At 73.0% G+C, this 15575-nt stretch carries 12 protein-coding genes and 2 tRNA genes; 5 read left to right on the top strand and 9 right to left on the bottom strand.

All coding sequences use genetic code 11. The annotated features are described in order from the left end of the window. Positions 1–22: 22 nt before the first annotated feature. The 3 genes from ACFVSL_RS10865 to ACFVSL_RS10855 form a co-directional block, all read right to left on the bottom strand. The gene (locus ACFVSL_RS10865; RefSeq protein WP_386940936.1) at positions 23–517 is read right to left on the bottom strand and encodes a tetratricopeptide repeat protein; all 495 of its coding nucleotides are present in this window, start codon (positions 515–517) and stop codon (positions 23–25) included. An 85-nt stretch (positions 518–602) separates the two neighbouring features. After that, positions 603–2057 (bottom strand): trigger factor, encoded by a 1455-nt coding sequence (gene tig / locus ACFVSL_RS10860; protein WP_386940934.1) that lies wholly within the window; start codon positions 2055–2057, stop codon positions 603–605. 49 nt (positions 2058–2106) lie between these two features. Continuing rightward, positions 2107–2180, bottom strand: a tRNA-Pro gene (locus tag ACFVSL_RS10855). Positions 2181–2361: 181 nt separating this feature from the next. On the opposite strand from ACFVSL_RS10855, the gene ACFVSL_RS10850 reads away from it, so the two are divergent. Together ACFVSL_RS10850 and ACFVSL_RS10845 are read left to right on the top strand one after the other, a co-directional pair. Further along, positions 2362–6177: an SCO7613 C-terminal domain-containing membrane protein gene (locus ACFVSL_RS10850; RefSeq protein ID WP_386940932.1), complete on the top strand. Its 3816-nt coding sequence runs from the start codon at positions 2362–2364 to the stop codon at positions 6175–6177. 107 nt (positions 6178–6284) lie between these two features. After that, a tRNA-Gly gene (locus tag ACFVSL_RS10845) sits at positions 6285–6355 on the top strand. Between the two features lie 85 nt (positions 6356–6440). Here ACFVSL_RS10845 and ACFVSL_RS10840 read toward each other — a convergent pair. After that, a complete protein-coding gene (locus ACFVSL_RS10840) occupies positions 6441–6836 on the bottom strand; it encodes an SHOCT domain-containing protein (protein WP_386940930.1) in 396 nt (131 codons plus the stop codon). A gap of 170 nt (positions 6837–7006) precedes the next feature. Between ACFVSL_RS10840 and ACFVSL_RS10835 the strand changes: the two genes are divergently transcribed. Genes ACFVSL_RS10835 through ACFVSL_RS10825 form a run of 3 tightly spaced genes read left to right on the top strand, consistent with a single transcriptional unit; the run spans position 7007 to position 9233 of the window. Then, on the top strand, positions 7007–7495 hold the full coding sequence (locus ACFVSL_RS10835) for a Dps family protein (RefSeq protein ID WP_386940928.1): 489 nt from the start codon (positions 7007–7009) through the stop codon (positions 7493–7495). 45 nt (positions 7496–7540) lie between these two features. Beyond that, entirely contained in the window at positions 7541–8482 is a 942-nt protein-coding gene (locus ACFVSL_RS10830; RefSeq protein WP_386940926.1) for an alpha/beta fold hydrolase, read from the top strand. Between the two features lie 52 nt (positions 8483–8534). Next, the gene (locus ACFVSL_RS10825; protein ID WP_386940924.1) at positions 8535–9233 is read left to right on the top strand and encodes a hypothetical protein; all 699 of its coding nucleotides are present in this window, start codon (positions 8535–8537) and stop codon (positions 9231–9233) included. 39 nt (positions 9234–9272) lie between these two features. Here the strand turns inward: ACFVSL_RS10825 and ACFVSL_RS10820 are convergent, their stop codons facing one another. From ACFVSL_RS10820 to ACFVSL_RS10800, 5 genes are all read right to left on the bottom strand, one after another. Further along, positions 9273–9932, bottom strand: a complete 660-nt coding sequence (locus tag ACFVSL_RS10820; RefSeq protein WP_386940922.1) for a response regulator — start codon at positions 9930–9932, stop codon at positions 9273–9275. 47 nt (positions 9933–9979) lie between these two features. After that, entirely contained in the window at positions 9980–11437 is a 1458-nt protein-coding gene (locus tag ACFVSL_RS10815) for a sensor histidine kinase (protein ID WP_386940920.1), read from the bottom strand. Beyond that, positions 11427–12959: a multicopper oxidase family protein gene (locus ACFVSL_RS10810; protein WP_386940918.1), complete on the bottom strand. Its 1533-nt coding sequence runs from the start codon at positions 12957–12959 to the stop codon at positions 11427–11429. The genes ACFVSL_RS10815 and ACFVSL_RS10810 overlap by 11 nt, the downstream gene beginning before the upstream one ends. An 81-nt stretch (positions 12960–13040) precedes the next feature. Beyond that, a complete protein-coding gene (locus tag ACFVSL_RS10805; protein WP_386940916.1) occupies positions 13041–14585 on the bottom strand; it encodes an amidohydrolase in 1545 nt (514 codons plus the stop codon). Then, positions 14564–15574: an Fpg/Nei family DNA glycosylase gene (locus ACFVSL_RS10800; RefSeq protein WP_386940914.1), complete on the bottom strand. Its 1011-nt coding sequence runs from the start codon at positions 15572–15574 to the stop codon at positions 14564–14566. The genes ACFVSL_RS10805 and ACFVSL_RS10800 overlap by 22 nt, the downstream gene beginning before the upstream one ends. Between the last annotated feature and the right edge of the window lies 1 nt (position 15575).

Raw genomic sequence — 15575 nt, 5'->3', positions numbered from 1 at the left:
CGCGCGAACGGGGCTGTTCGCCCTAGGCGGATGCCGCGAGTTCCGCCGCGTAGGCGGCGAGCGACACGCGATACCGCGGCAGGTGGGGTGCGAGGGCCGCGAGCGCGTCGGATGCCGCGCGGCGGGCGTCGCCCGCATCGACCCTCGCGAGCGCGCGGAACGCGACGACGGCGTCGCGGAGTTCGGCCGCCTCGGGCTCGATCCCGTCGAGGATCGCGATCGACTCGAGCGGCCGCCCGAGGTTGCGGACGGTCGAGGCGAGCTGGACATGGGCCTGCACGCGCTCGGAGCCGGTCAGGCCCGCCGCGATCGCACGGCGGTAGAGCGGCTCGGCCTCGGCCTCGAGCCCGGCGGAGTCGCGGGCGCCGGCCCGTTCGAAGAGCGCGAGCGGGTCGCCCTCACCTCGTTCTGCGGCCAGGGCGTCGATGCGCTCGACGACCACGAGCTCGCCGAGCTCGTCGGCCGTGGCCCACACCTCGTCGACCCGCCGCTGCCACTCGCTCGTCGAGTCCGTCATGGTCCTCGTCCTCTTCTGCTCGTCCGTTGGAACGACGAAAGGGCCGAGCGAGAACGCTCGACCCCTTCGCACTTCGATGCGGGGATTACTCCGCGTCGGCCTTCTTCGGCGCGCGCTTGCGAGCCGGCTTCTTCTCCTCCGCGGGGGCCTCGGCGGCCTCCTCGGCCGGCGCCTCGGCGGCGGCCTTCTTCGGAGCGCGCTTCTTCGCGGCGGGCTTCTCCTCCGCGGGCGCCTCGGCGGCCTCGTCGGCAGCCTCGTCGTCGCCGACGGCGGTGAACTCGGAGAGGTCCACGGGGTTGCCAGCGGCATCCGACACCTTCGCCTTGCCGAGCGCGATCGCGAGCGCCTTGTTGCGCGCGACCTCGCCGACCATGGCGGGGATCTGGCCCTGCTGGCTCAGGATCTGCACGAACTCGTTCGGGTCCATGCCGTACTGGGCGGCACCCTGCACGAGGTACTGGGTGAGCTCCTCCTGGCTGACCTGGACCTTCTCGGCCTCGGCGATCGCGTCGAGGAGGATCTGCGTCTTGAACGCCTTCTCGCTCGACTCGGCGACCTCGGCGCGGTGCACGTCGTCCTCGAGGCGGCCTTCGCCCTCGAGGTGGCGGTGCACCTCGTCGTCGATGACGCCCTGGGCGACGGGCACGTCGGCGAGCTCGAGGAGCTTGTCGACGAGGAGGTCGCGCGCCTGGTTGCCCTGGCCGAAGACCTTGTTGCGGCCGGCCTGCTCCTTGAGCGAGGCGGTCAGCTCGGCGAGGGTGTCGAACTCGCTCGCGATCTGCGCGAAGTCGTCGTCGGCCTCGGGGAGCTCGCGCTCCTTGACGGCGCCGACGGTCACGCTGATCTCGGCGGTCTCGCCCTCGTGGTCGCCGCCGAGCAGCTTCGAGGCGAAGGTAGTCGACTCGCCGGCCGACAGCGTGTCGAGCGCCTCGTCGATGCCCTCGAGCAGCTCGCCCGAGCCGAGCTCGTACGAGATGCCGCTGGCGGTGTCGACCTCGGTGCCGTCGATCGTGGCGACGAGGTCGAGGGTCACGAAGTCGCCCGACTTGGCGGGGCGGTCGACCGTGATGAGCGTGCCGAAGCGGCTGCGCAGGCGGTCGAGCTCCTCGGCGACCTCGTCGTCTCCGACCTCGACCGTGTCGACGGTCAGCTCGAGGCCCGCGTATGCGGGGATCTCGATCTCGGGACGCACGTCGACCTCGATGGCGAGCAGCAGGTCGCCCGAGAAGTCCTTCTCGCTGGGCCACTCGACGATGTCGGCCTCGGGGCGGCCCATCGGGCGCAGCTCGTGCTCGGCGACGGCGGCGCGGTAGAAGCCGTCGAGGCCCTCGTTCACCGCGTGCTCGAGCACGGCGGCCTTGCCGACGCGCTGGTCGATGATGGGCGGCGGCACCTTGCCCTTGCGGAAGCCGGGCACGTTGACCTGCTCGGCGATGTGCTCGTACGCGTGGGCGATGCTGGGCTTCAGCTCGTCGGGCGTCACCGAGATGGTGAGCTTGGCGCGAGTGGGGCTCAGCTTCTCAACCGAAGTGGTCGGCATGGGGAAGATCTCCTGTTGTGTGGAAGTTCGTGTCGAGTCGAGCAACTCGTCGGGGCGACAGGATTCGAACCTGCGACTTCCCGCTCCCAAAGCGGGCGCTCTACCAAGCTGAGCTACGCCCCGAGTCGCCGACTCAACTCGTCGATTCACCCGCGCGGGCATGCCGAAACACACGTCAGGCGGGTGGACCCCGGAAAGTCTACTGCACGCGCGGCGGGGGTCGCTGATCGCACCGGGGCGCGGATCACGGCGCGTCTGTGGATCGATCGCGAGATCCGGGCCGCACGACTGGCAGAGTGTCGCCATGACCGACCGACCGACCGCCGCTCCCGACGGCGTGCTCCGCTGGCCCGCCGACCCCGCGTTCTTCGTCGACACGACGCGCTGCCCCGCCTGCTTCGCGCCGCTGCCCTCTCCGCGCTGCGCCGCGTGCGGGCTCGACCTCGGCGTGCCCGCCTCCGTCGAGCTGCTCGAGGTCGGCACCCGTCTTCACGCGGAGAGCGTGTCGAGGGCCGCGCTGATCGCCCGCATGCGCGCGGCGCAGGCGGTGCCGACGGTCTCGGTCGCGACGCAGCAGGCGGCGGCCCGCCCCCCGCAGGCGGGCACGACGGCACCGTCGGCGGATGCCCCGGCGACGGGTGCCCCGGCCGCCGCAGTGACGGCGACGGCCGCCGCGGTCGCGACGGCTCCGCCCGCCGTACCGTCGCCCGCGGCCCCTGCGGCCCCCGTGCCCTCGGCGCCGCCCGCGTCGCCGACGCCGGCCGCCGCGCCGTTCGTCGCGCCGCCGGCAGCCGTGCCGCCGGCATCCGTGCCGCCGGCATCCGCGGACGATCACCGGCCGCGTCGTTCGGGCGTCCAGGTGTTCCTGCTCGGGCTCGGCGTCGTCCTGCTCTCGATCACCGCGATCGTGTTCCTCTTCTACGCGTACCTCGTGACGAGCCTCGAGGTGCGTTCGATCATCACCGCGGTGCTGAGCGTCGCGGTGCTCGGCATCGCCTGGCTCCTCCGGGCGCGGCGACTGCCCGGAACCGCCGAGGGCGTCGCCTCCGTGGCCGTCGTGCTGCTGCTGCTCGACGTCTGGATCGTCCGGGCGAACGGGCTGTTCGGCACCGATGCGCTCGACGCCGTCGGGTACACGGGCGGCGCCCTGCTCGTCGTGGCGGCGCTGCTCGCCCTCGCCCGCCGCGTCACCGGCATCCGCACCACCGGCTTCGTCGCGGCCGCCCTGCTGCCGGTCGCGACGTACCTCCTCGCGACGCAGCTCGCCCCCGAGGGCGACGTGCCCACCGGCGTGTGGGCCGGTTCACTCGCCGTCGCAGTGCTCGGCGCCGCAGGCGCCGTGCTCCCGCCGCTCGTCGAGCGGACGATCCTGCTCGTCGCGGGCTTCACCGGCGGCGGGGTGGCGGTGCTGACGGCCGCATGGGCGATGCCCGAGCTGGCGTGGCATCCGCTCTGGGGATTCCTCGGCGCCGCCGCGGCCTGGCTCCTGCTGGTCATCGTGCTTGGCGCGCGGGCCGGCGCCGTCGCGCCGATGTGGCGCCTCGTCGCAGCCTCGGCGTTCGGGCTCAGCGCCGCGCTGGCGCCGGCGGTGTCGATCGCCCTCGAGATCGAGTCGGGTACGGCGATCTGGCTCGCTCCCGCGGTCACCGGCGCGGTCCTGTGCCTCTTCGCCGTCGTCCTCCGTCGATCCGGCGTGCGCCCGGGTGCCGAGCTCTGCGCCTTCCTCGGTGCGGCGCTCGTTGCGGTCGGATCGGCGCTGCCCGGGGCGCTCGTCGGGCTCGCGGCGATCGGCGCCCGCTTCGTCGCCGGCATCCCCGCGCCCGGCCTGGGCCGCGGCGGCCCACTCGGCCTCGACGCCGCGACCGAGCTCGGCGCGGTGCTCCTGCCCGTCGTCGTCGCCCTCGGCAGCGCCGCGACCCTCGCGATCCTCGGCCGGCTCCGCCGCTTCGTCGCGCTCCCGGTGGGTGCTGCGCTCGCCGCGGTCGTCGTCGTCGGCGCCGTCGTGGAGGCGCCGTGGGTCACCGCGACGATCTGGCCCGCGGTCGCACTCGGTGCGCTCGCCTGGGCGGGATTCGCCCGCCCGGCCTCGGAGGCGCTCCTCGCGGTGCTCGCCGTCGCGGGCGTGGCGGCCGCGGTGCTCGCTGTGACCTTCGGCTTCACCGCTCCCGACGTCTGGCCGGTCACGAGCGGCGCGGTGCTCCTCGCCGCCGTCGGCGGGCGCGTGCTGTCCGGCCGCATCTGGGGCGCCCGCGCGACCGCGATCGGCCTCGTGCACGTCGTCGTCGCCGGCCTGCTCACGATCGCCGTCCTCGCCTCGCTCGCGTGGTGGCTCGAGTCGCGCGGCGTGCGGTTCGACGAGCCGTCGACCGCTCCGTGGCTGATCCTCGGCATCGGCTCCTCGGTGCTCCTCGGCGTCGCCGGCCTCGTGCGGCTCGGCACGACCGGCGACCGGATCGCCCTCACCGTGCCCCTGCTCGGCAGCGCGGTCGTCGCGGCGGCCGCGTTCGCCCTTGACGCGCCGGATGCCACGTGGTCGTGGCTGCCGGCGTCGCTCCTCGCCGCGGCATCCGTGCCCTGGCTTCGTCGTTCCGCGCCGTCAGGCGTGCGCATCGCCGTCGCCGCGATCGCGCCGCTCGCCCTCGGCGCGGCGAGCGGGCTCCTCGCCCTCGATCTCGCGGGCCGCGACACCGTCGCCTACGCCGTCGCCGGCGCCGCCCTCGCCGCGGCCGCGCTCGCGCACCTCGCGAGGCGCGGACGCGGCGACGCCGCCATGATCGGCTGGTCCGTCGCGGTCGCGATCCTCGGGCTCGCCGCCATCACGTGGGCGGTCGCGGGCGCCAGCGAACCGTGGCTCGTGTTCGCGATCCTCGCCCCGGTGCCGATCGTGCTCGCCGCGCTCGCAGGCGACCCGATCGCCGGCGAGAGCCCGCAGCGGCACGTCGCCTGGCTCACCGCCGTCCTCGCGGTCGCGGCCGTCTGGAGCCGTCTGCTCGGCGACGGCGTCGACACCGTCGAGGCCTACACGCTGCCCCTGGCGGCGGCGCTGATCGCGTGCGGCCTCCTCATCGCCTGGCGACGCGCGCCGGTCGGCTCCACCTCACGCGGCCGGACGGCGCTATTCTCCGTGGCCGCGGGCGTGGCGGTGCTGCCGAGCGTCGGCTCGGCCGGCGACTCCGAGCTGCGAACGCTCGTGCTCGTCGCCGCGGGCGCCATCGTAGCCCTCGCCGCGGGTTTCCTTCCGCAGTCACTCCGCGGCGTGCCCGTGCGCCTGATCGGTGTCGCCACCGGGTGGACGGCCGTCACCGGCGCCGCGCTCGTGCGCGGGCTCTCGGTCGCCCGGACGGGCGACGGGGTGCTGCCGCCCGAGTTCTGGCCCGTCATCGCGCTGGCGTGCGGGGTGGTCATCACCGTCGTGTGGGCCCGCACGGAGTCCCGCCCCGAGCAGCTCGCCGAGGTGGGGCTCGCGGCGTCGCTCGCCGTGGCGTCGCTGCCGACCGTGCTCGCGATCGTCTCGGGCGACGAGTCGTCGTTGCGCGCGGCCGTGCTCTTCACCGTCGTGGGCGCAGCACACGTCGCCGGGGCCGCGACCCGGGCGCGGCCGTTCGCGGGGCCGGTCTTCGCATGGACGACCCGCGGCATCCTCGTGCTCGGCGGCGTCCTCGCGCTCGTGAGCGCGACCGTCGACCCCTTCGACCTCGTCACCGCACCGATCGGCCTCGCGTTCGTCGCCGCGGGCGCGGTCGCCCTGCGACGCTCCCCCGGGCTCGGCAGCTGGCCCGCGCTCGGCACGGGGCTCGCGATCCTGCTCGTGCCCCCGCTCCTCGCCGACTTCCTCGATCCCGAGCTGTGGCGCAACGTCGCCCTCGGCGTGGTCGCCCTCGCGACGCTGCTCGCCGGCGTGGTGCGCCGCCTCCAGGCGCCGTTCGTCCTGGGCGGCGGCGTGCTGCTCGTGCACGCGATCGTGCAGCTGTGGCCGGCGATCACCTGGCTCTACGAGGCCGTCTGGTGGTGGCTGTGGCTCGGCATCGCCGGGGTCCTGCTCGTGGTGCTCGCGGCGACGTACGAGCGCCAGCTGCGGCTCGCGCGCAGCACCATCAGCTCGATCGGCGCGCTGCGCTAGCGCTTCGGCCGGGTGCGGCCGACCTCGGGCCGGCCCGCCGGGCGCCGACGTGCACGAATGGGCCGACGGCGTGTACTACGATGATCCAGTGCCCGCGAGCGGGTCACGGGGATGTAGCTCAATGGTAGAGCCTCAGTCTTCCAAACTGATTACGCGGGTTCGATTCCCGTCATCCCCTCCGAAACCGCAGAAACGGCCCGCGACGATGTCGCGGGCCGTTTCGCGTCTGCGGGGCGGCGAGCTTCGCCCGCCGCCCCGTCCCCTCAGAACTTGTTGCCGAGCGCCTTGCTCTTCAGCGCGTCGAACTCGCCCTGGGTGATGGTGCCGGCGTCGAGCAGCGTCTTCGCCTTCGCAATCTCGTCGGTGGGGCTCGCGAACGAGACCGAGCGGATGTAGTCCTCGCTGTACTCCTCGTACTCCTGCTGCCTGCGCCCCGCCCGCTCGGCCATGCCGCTGCCGCGGGCGATCAGGTAGACGAGCGCGGTGATGAACGGCACGAACACGAGGAAGATCAACCAGACGGCCTTCAGCCAGCCGTTCAGCGAGTGGTCGCGGAACACGTCGATGATGATGTAGATCAGCGCGAACAGGTACGCGACGTACGCGAACGCCCAGAACAGGAACCAGAACCAGTCCCAGAGACTGTTGAGGAAGAACATGTGCGCAGACCCCTCTCGATCGGAATGAGCACAAACTATCGGTTCGCCGCGGCCACGGGGAAGAACGACGCGCGAAGTCAAGCCCGGGTGAGCCTTGCCTGCCCTTCCTTGAAATACGCGGGCATCTGCGTAGCGTTGAACAGGACATCACTCCAGGGAAGGTGGACACGATGACCGACATCCAGACCGCACCGAAGACCGGATCGAACGCCGACGTCGCCGCAGGCGTCGCCCAGTACCTCACCCCCGTCGTCCACGAGCTCGTGGCCCTCGCCGTCAACGGCAAGCAGGCCCACTGGCACGTTCGCGGGGCGAACTTCATCGCCGTGCACGAGCTCCTCGACGACGTCGTCGCCCACGCGCAGGACTGGTCGGACCTCGCGGCCGAACGCGTCGTCGCCCTGGGCCTGCCGATCGACGGCCGCCTCGGCACCGTCGCCTCCAAGAGCGGTGCGAAGGACCCGAAGCTCGGCTTCCTGCCCTACGACGAGGCGATCGCCGACGTCGTCACCCAGATCGACCTCGCGACCGAGAAGGTCAACGCGGCGATCGAGGGTCTCGGCGAACTCGACCCGGCGAGCCAGGACGTCGTCATCGAGATCCGGCGCGGTCTCGACAAGGACCGCTGGTTCCTCTTCTCGCACATCGCCGTGAAGTAGGCGATTCGATGGCGGGCTGACCGGGCCCGGGTGCAGAATGCCGTTATGACGGCGGAAGCATCCGGGCCCGAGCCGTCTCCGCGTGCCGAGCACGCCGAGGCGGCATCGAACCGGCATCGGGAGCGCAAGACGCCCCGGCGCCCGCAATCGGCGCTCGCGGAGCACTGGACGACCATCGACGGACTCGACGTGTTCTACCGCGAGTCGCCGTCGCCGCCGCCGGGCGCACCCGTCGTCATGCACGTGCACGGGTTCGGGCTCTCGGGCCACTACCTGCTGCCGACGGCCGAGCTGCTCGCCGACGACTTCCACACGCTCGTGCCCGACCTGCCGGGGTTCGGTCGGAGTGCTCGGCGTTCCCGCTCCGAGCTGACCCTGACCTCGCTCGCCGAGGCGGCGGCGCGGTTCCTCGACGACCGCGGCATCGAGAAGGCCACCCTCCTCGGCAATTCGATGGGATGCCCCGTCATCTGCGAGTTCGGCCACCACTTCCCCGACCGACTCGATCGCGCCGTGCTCGTCTCGCCGGCGGGGGGCCTCCACAATCAGCCGCTCGTGCGGGCGATGGCGCAGCTCGCTCGCGACGGCGGGCGCGAGCCGAAGCGGATGGTGCGCGTCGCCGCGCCCGACTACCTGAAGTTCGGGGTCGCGAGCACCGTAAGGATGTTCGGGGCGCTGACCAGGTATCCGACGCTCGAGCGGCTCCTCTCGCTGCCCGTGCCGATCCTGGCGGTGATCGGCGACCGCGATCCGCTCATGCCCGATCCGAGCCGAGTGCACGAGGTCGTCGCCCACGTCGACACCGACGTGACCGTCGTCGTGATGGAGGGGGCGGCGCACGCGATCAACTTCAGCCACCCCGGCGAGCTCGCGCACATCGTCCGGCAGTTCATGGCCGACGAGCCGATCACCGACGATCCCGACTCCCCCGGCGAGTCGAAGGTGACCGAGCTCCATCGCGGCCGACGCGGACCGCAGCAGGCCTGAACGCGCGGCGTCCGCCATGGCGGGTCGCGCGGCGCGGGTGCAGAATGCGGGTATGACGGCGGATGCCCCGGGGACCGCGTCGTCCGACGGCGAGGAGGCCGCACCGCTCGGCGATGCGCAGAAGTCGTTGCGCGCGCAGATGCTCGCGACCGAGCACTGGAGCCTGCTCGCCTCGCGGTCGACGACGCAGAGCGAGGTGCTCACGCGCATCGCGATCTTCCTCACCCTGGTGTCGGCCGGGCTCGTCACCCTCGGAGTGCTCGGCAACGCGACCGGGTTCCGGGGCTGGTTCGGGGTCGCGGCGCTCGCCATCCTCGCGCTGCTCGTGCTGCTCGGGGCGATCACGCAGCTCCGGGTGTTCAACTCGGCGACCGAGGATCTCGCGTACGTCCTCGCGATGAATCGGCTGCGGGGCGCCTACCTCGACCTCGACCCCGGCCTCGAGCCGTACTTCCTGATGGGCACGAGCGACGACGAGACGGGCATCGGCACGACGTACTACCCGTTCGCCGTGCGCGACCGCTCCCAGGTGTTCGCGAGCTCGGCGATGGTCATGCTCGTGGTGAACACGGCGCTCATCGGCCTCTTCGTCGGCGTCATCGTCGCCGCACTCGGCGGGTCGCTCGCCTGGGCGATCGCGATCGGCGTCATCGTCGCGCTCGCGCAGTTCGTGCTCTGGATGCTCAAGGGCTACCGCAGCTACCGGCAGGTCGTGGGCGCGCACGTGCCGCTCCGCCGGGCGGAGAGCTGACGGCCCGATCCGGCATCGCCTGCGCCCCCGACCCCGCGATCAGCGCTGCAGCCAGGTGAGCACCGCGAGCACTCGGCGGTGGTCGGTGCCCGAGTCCTCGAGCGCGAGCTTCTGGAAGATCGAGGTCACGTTCTTCTCGACCGCGCCGACGCCGATGAAGAGCTGCTTCGCGATGCCGGCGTTCGTTCGCCCTTCGGCCATGAGCTCCATGACCTCGCGTTCGCGCGGGGTGAGCGAGGCGAGCGGATCGCTGCGCCGCGACAGCAACTCGCGCACGACCTGCGGGTCGAGCACGGTGCCGCCCTCGCTCACCCGCTCGACCGCGTCCTCGAGCTCGTCGAGCGAGGCGACGCGGTCCTTGAGCAGGTAGCCCATGCCGCCCTCGCCCGACGAGAGCAGCTCGTGGGCGTAGGTGCCCTCGACGTACTGGCTGAGCAGCAGCACTCCGAGCTTCGGCCGACGGCGGCGGAGCTCGATCGCCGCCCGCACGCCCTCGTCGCGGAACGTCGGGGGCATGCGCACGTCGAGCACAGCGAGGTCGGGGTCGGTCTCGTCGATCGCCGCGAGCAGCGAGTCGGCCTCGCCGTACGCGGCGACCGTCTCGAAGCCGGCTTCGTCGAAGAGGCGCACGAGCCCCTCGCGCAGGAGCACCGAGTCCTCGGCGAGCACGATGCGGAGGGGGCGGGCCTGGTCGGTCATGGCCCCACACTATCGAGGGGCGGGACCGGGCGCGCACGCCCGCGGCGCTACTCGACCGCCGGCGTCTCCTCGGCCGGCGAGGCGCCCTGCGGAGGCGCCTCGGCGGGGGCGACCGGCACGTACGGGATGTGCGCCCCGACGCTCGTCGGCCCGCCGACCGGGCTGTCGACGACGAAGAGCCCCTGGAGGCCCTGCACGCGATCGGCGAGTCCCGCGAGCCCGTGCCCGGGCAGGGCCGATGCCCCGCCGCGTCCGTTGTCGGTCACCCAGAGGTCGAGCCAGTGCCCCGTCTCCCCCGTGTCGCGCGTCGAGACCACGAGACGCACCCCGGTGGCCTCGGCGTGCTTCGCCGCGTTCGTGAGCAGCTCGGCGACGACGAAGTAGGCGTTGCGCTCGATCGGCGCCGGCAGCGAGGCATCCGGCAGTGCGATCTCGACCTCGACGGGCACCGGGCTGCGCGCCGCGAGCGAGCGCAGGCCGACCGCGAGCCCGCGGTCCTGGAGGATGGGCGGGGCGAACCCCCGCGAGAGCGCACGCAGCTCGTCGAGGGTCTCGCGGGCCTGGTCACGAGCCTCGCCGAGCAGTTCACGGGCGGACTCGGGGTCGCGGTCGAGCTTGCGCTCGATCGCCGCGAGGTCCATCTGCAGGCGTACGAGACGCTGCTGGGGGCCGTCGTGGATGTCGCGCTCGAGGCGGCGGAGCGAGGCGTCCTCGGCCTGGACCGCGGCGCCGCGCGAGGCGGCGAGCTGCGCGACCTCGCGCTCGAGCGCCTCGGAGCGCCAGGCGCCGAGCATGCCCCGTGCGATGACGTCGTGCAGCAGCGTGAGCCCGCGGAACACGAGCGGCAGGGTCGCGAGGAAGACGAGACCGAGGACGAACTCGAAGACCGTCTCGGCGACGCGCGGGTCGACGTCCCAGCCGTTGCCCGGGAAGAGGAACTCGAGCACCCACTCCACCGGCCAGACGTCGCGCCCCGATTCGGGGATGTAGCGCTGCCAGATCCACCCGGTCGTGCCCCCGAGGGCGACGGCGGTCCAGGTGATCGTGATGCTCCAGCTGATGACGCTCACGATCGGGTTCACGACCATGCCGTGCAGCAGGTAGAGCCAGTAGTGGCCGTCGACGAACGGCGCGAAGGTCGCACGCCAGAAGCCCTGCTCGCGATCGTCGCGCCCCCACGCGGGCTGGACGGTCTCGGGTCGGCCCGCCCAGCGCAACCGCACCAGCTCGAGGGTGCCGAACCCGCGCGCCATGAACAGCGAGGCGACGACGATGAAGATGCCGAACACGAGGGCGATCAGGCCGAGACCGGTGAAGAACGTCGTCGACAGCAGCACGAGCGCGATGATCGCGATCGGCATCGTGAGGAAGAGGAAGCCGAACTCGCGCGGCACGGTCGCCCACATCGACCAGTAGCCGCGTCGGCGCGACGGGGTCGACGCGACGGCGGTCGGCGGCGCGGTCGGCGCGGCAGCCGGTCCGGGGTTCGTCATCTCAGTGCTCATGGTGGGTTCCTCCAGTCATCGTGGCAGACTGACCGGGCTCGACGACGGCGAACTGCCCCATCATCCCCTGGTCCTCGTGCCACAGCAGGTGGCAGTGGTACATGTACGGCGTGTCGGTGTCGGTGTAGTCCTCGAACCGCATGAGCAGTTCGACCTCCGTCCCGGGCTCCGTGAAGATCGTGTCCTTCCAGCCGGCGAGCTCGGGGGGCGGCGCCTCTCCGTCGATCGACGCGATGCGGAACTGCACGTCGTGGACGTGGAAGCTGTGCGGCAGCTGCGTGGTGTTCGCGACGACCCAGCGCTCGAGGGTGTCGACGGTGACGGTCTCGTCGACGCGCCCCATGTCCATCGCCTCGCCGTTGATCTCGAAGCTGTCGCCGAGCTCGAAGCGCCGCGTCGTGGCGACCTCCGCCTCGTCGAAGTCGGCGATCGCGCCGAGCCGCGCCGGGGGCTCGGGTACGGGTTCGAGCGCCTCGGCGGCGCGCACCTCGAGCACGTCGAACGCGTCGCTGCCTCCGTTGGTCGAGGCGACCGGACCGACGAGCCCGGCGATCCCTGGCGTCATCCTCGACTGCAGCACGAGCCGCTCGCCGGGGGTCACCCGCAGCAGCACCTCGGCGCGTTCGCCCGGCGAGAGGCGCACGTGCTCGAGGTCGACGGACGCCTCGAGGAGTCCCCCGTCGGTCGCGACCAGCCGGACGGGCCGCCCGTCGCTCCAGGCGAAGGCGTAGGTGCGGGCGGTCGAGGCGTTCAGCAGCCGCAGCCGCACGAGTTCATGGCCGACCTCGAGGTACGGGCTGCGCGTGCCGTTCACGAGGAGCTCGTCGCCGAGCCCGCCTGCGTAGCCCCGCTGCTTCCCCTCCAGCGCGCCGGCGTCGGAGAATCCGGTGTCCTGCACGATCACCGGGATGTCGTCGACGCCGTACTCGGCCGGCAGCCCGAGGGAGCGCTCGTGCTCGTCGTGCAGCAGGAACATGCCCGCGAGCCCGCGGGCGACGTGATCCTCGGTCTCGCCGTGCGGATGCGGGTGGTACCAGAGCGTCGCCGCCTGCTGGTCGACGTCCCACTCGGGCGACCACGAGGCATCCGGCTCGACCATCTGATGGGGGCCGCCGTCCATCTCGGGCGGCAGGTGCATGCCGTGCCAGTGCACCGTCGTCGGCTCGTCGAGCGAGTTCGTCACGTCGACGCGCACGCGCTCGCCCCGCTCGGCGACGAGCGTCGGACCGAGGTAGGCGCCGTTGAAGCCCCACGTGTCGCTCGGCTGCCCCGGTTCGAACTCGGTCGTTCCGGCCTGCGCGTCCAGGGCGAAGATGCGCGTGCCGTCGGCGTCGACGCTCGATTCGGCCAGCGGCGGGATCGCAAGGGGGCGGTCGAAGTCGACCTCTCCGACGGTCGAGACGGGTCCGGGCGTGACGATGCCGCACCCGGCGAAGGCCGCGGCGACGAGGCCGCCCGCGGCGAGGGCCGCGACCGCGCTGCCGAAGGTGGCGGCGGGGCGGCGGAGACGTGTTCGAAGCATGCCTCCAGCCTCCCGGCCGGCACGAGGCCGCCCCACCCGGCGGGCGCCCGGATCGCGGCGGGGGTTTTCCCCCGTGGGGGTCTAGAGCGCCGAGTGCGTGAACGCGCCCGCGACGAGCGTCGCGGCGACCGGCATCGTGCGCAGCTCGTCGGCCGAGACCGCGAACGGGTCGAGCTCGATCACGGCGAGGTCGGCCGTGCCGCCCGCTCGCACCTCGTCGCCGGCACGGTTCGTCGAGGCGGCGAGCGCGGCGCGCGCCTCGATCGACTGCTCGGGATGCCACGGCTCGCGACCGTCGCGGGCGCGCCCCACTGCGGCGGCGATCGCGATCCACGGGTCGAGCGGCGCGACCGGCGCGTCGGAGCCCAGGGCGAGCTCGACCCCGGCGGCGGCGAGCTCGGCGAGCATGAACGCCCGATCGGTGCGGCCGGCCCAGTACCGGTCCGCCACGTCGCGGTCGTCCATCGCGTGCTCGGGCTGCACGCTCGCGACGATGCCGAGCCGGGCGAACCGGGCGACGTCGTCGTGGCGCAGCAGCTGGGCGTGCTCGATCGACCCCGTGCAGCCCACCGCCTCGAAGGCGTCGAGCACCCGTGCGTTCGCGCGGTCGCCGATCGCGTGCACCGCGGGTGTGATGCCGTGCTCGTGCGCGCGGCGCAGGTGGGGCACGAGCTCCTCGTAGGGCACCGTCGAGAGGCCGTGCGGGTGCTCGTGCGCGCCGAGGCCGGGATACGGATCGAAGCACCAGGCCGTGCGCGTGTTCAGCGAGCCGTCGGTGATGACCTTGGCCCCGCCGACCGTGACGAGGCCGCCCGTGCCCTCGACCTCATCGCCGGTGCGGAGACCCAGCTCGATCGCCCGCTCGAGGTGCTGCGGGTAGATGCCGAAGGCGACCCGCAGCGGGAACGTCCCGGCGGCCCGGCGGGCCCAGTCGTCGCGGTTCCAGCGCATCTCGTAGTCGACGACGCCGACGACGCCGCGCTCCGCGGCCCGGCGGGCGGCCTCCGCGACCCAGGCGTCGAGGAGCTCGTCGGCGACGTCGTCGAGCTCGCGCACGAGCGCGAAGCAGGCGTCCTCGCGGAGGACGCCGTCGTCGGGCAGCTGCACGCCGTGCCGGCGCGCCGCGGCCGAGTTGAGCCAGCAGGCGTGGAGATCGGCGGCGACGAGCACGACGGGCGTCTCGCCCGAGACCGCGTCGAGCACGGCGGCCGAGGGCGCGTCGGCCCAGAGGCCGTCGCGGTAGCCGAACCCGGCGACCTCGGCCGCGCCGCCGGCGACGGATGCCGCGACCAGCGCCGCGACCTCCGCCGCGCTCGCTGCGGTGGAGAGCTCGAGGCGGCGCGAGACCATCGCCCACTGCGAGAGGTGCACGTGACGGTCGTGGAGGCCGGGGACGACGAAGCGCCCATCGAGCTCGATGCGCCGCACGACGCCGGCGGCGGCGGACGAGCGTTCGGACTCGGCCGACTCGGCCGACGGCCCGCTGCCGGCCGGTCGGATCGCGGCGATGCGGCCGCCGGCGAGGTGCAGGTCGACGGGCTCGGCGAGCCCGGGCAGACGGGCCCCCGCGAGCAGCAGCGGCTCCGCCGCCTGCGGCCCGAGGATCATGCCTGGCACGACGGGCACCAGTAGAGCTTGCGGGCGCCCATCTCCTCCAGCACGATGTTCGTGCCGCAGACCCGGCACGGCAGGCCCTCGCGCTTGTAGACCCAGTGGCGGTCGTCGCGGCTCGCCATGGCCGCGCGGTACGCGTCGGGGTCGAGGTCGTCCATCGTCATCATCTGCCCGGTCTCGACGCCGATGCGCAGCAGCTTCGCCCAGTCGCGCCAGAGCTCGCGCACGAACTCCTCGGGGACCTGCCTTCCGGGCGTATGCGGGTTCAGTCGGGCCCGGAACAGCAGTTCGGCCCGGTAGACGTTGCCGATGCCGGCGACGACGTTCTGGTCCATGAGGAGCAACCCGATGGGGGTGGGCTTGCGTCGGACCACGCTCGTGAAGCGCTCTTCGGCGTCGGGCCCCGGGTCGAGCAGCGGGTCGGGGCCGAGCTTCGCGACCGTCTGCTCGACCTGCACCGGGTCGAGCACCTCGCACGCGGTCGGGCCGCGGAGGTCGGCGCAGATCGTGTCGGTGAGCAGGCGCACCCGCACCTGCCCGATCGGCTCGGGCGGGAAGGTGTCGAAGGCCTCGGAGCCCTTGTCCTTCTCGGACTCCGCCATGCGCAGCCGGGTCTTGCGGGGTGCGCCGATCGAGTGCAGCGAGTTCTCGCCCGCGGTGTCGAAGACGACCGCGTCGGGGTTCGGCCGGTCGAGGAAGGTGCCGCGCTGGTTGGTCTGCCCCATCCGCCCGTTCGCGGAGGCGATCGTGGCGTCCATCAGGATCTCGCCCGCGAAGTCCCACGCGCCGTACATGCCGAGGTGCACGCGCAGCCACACGTCGCCCTCGAAGCCGAGGAACATCTGCTTGCCGACGGCGCGGGCATCGGTCATGCGCCGGCCGTCGATCTCGGCGGCGCCCACGGCGAAGCGGCCCTGCGGGCTCGAGGCGTGCACGACGTGCCCGACGAAGTTGCGCTCGAACTGGCGGGTGATGCGGTGGACGGAGTGACCTTCGGGCACC

It is taken from the genome of Agromyces sp. NPDC058064 (assembly GCF_042885275.1).
Lineage (GTDB): Bacteria > Actinomycetota > Actinomycetes > Actinomycetales > Microbacteriaceae > Agromyces.
The sequence above is the reverse complement of the archived record's forward strand: the minus strand, read 5'-3'. Positions and strand labels throughout refer to the sequence as shown.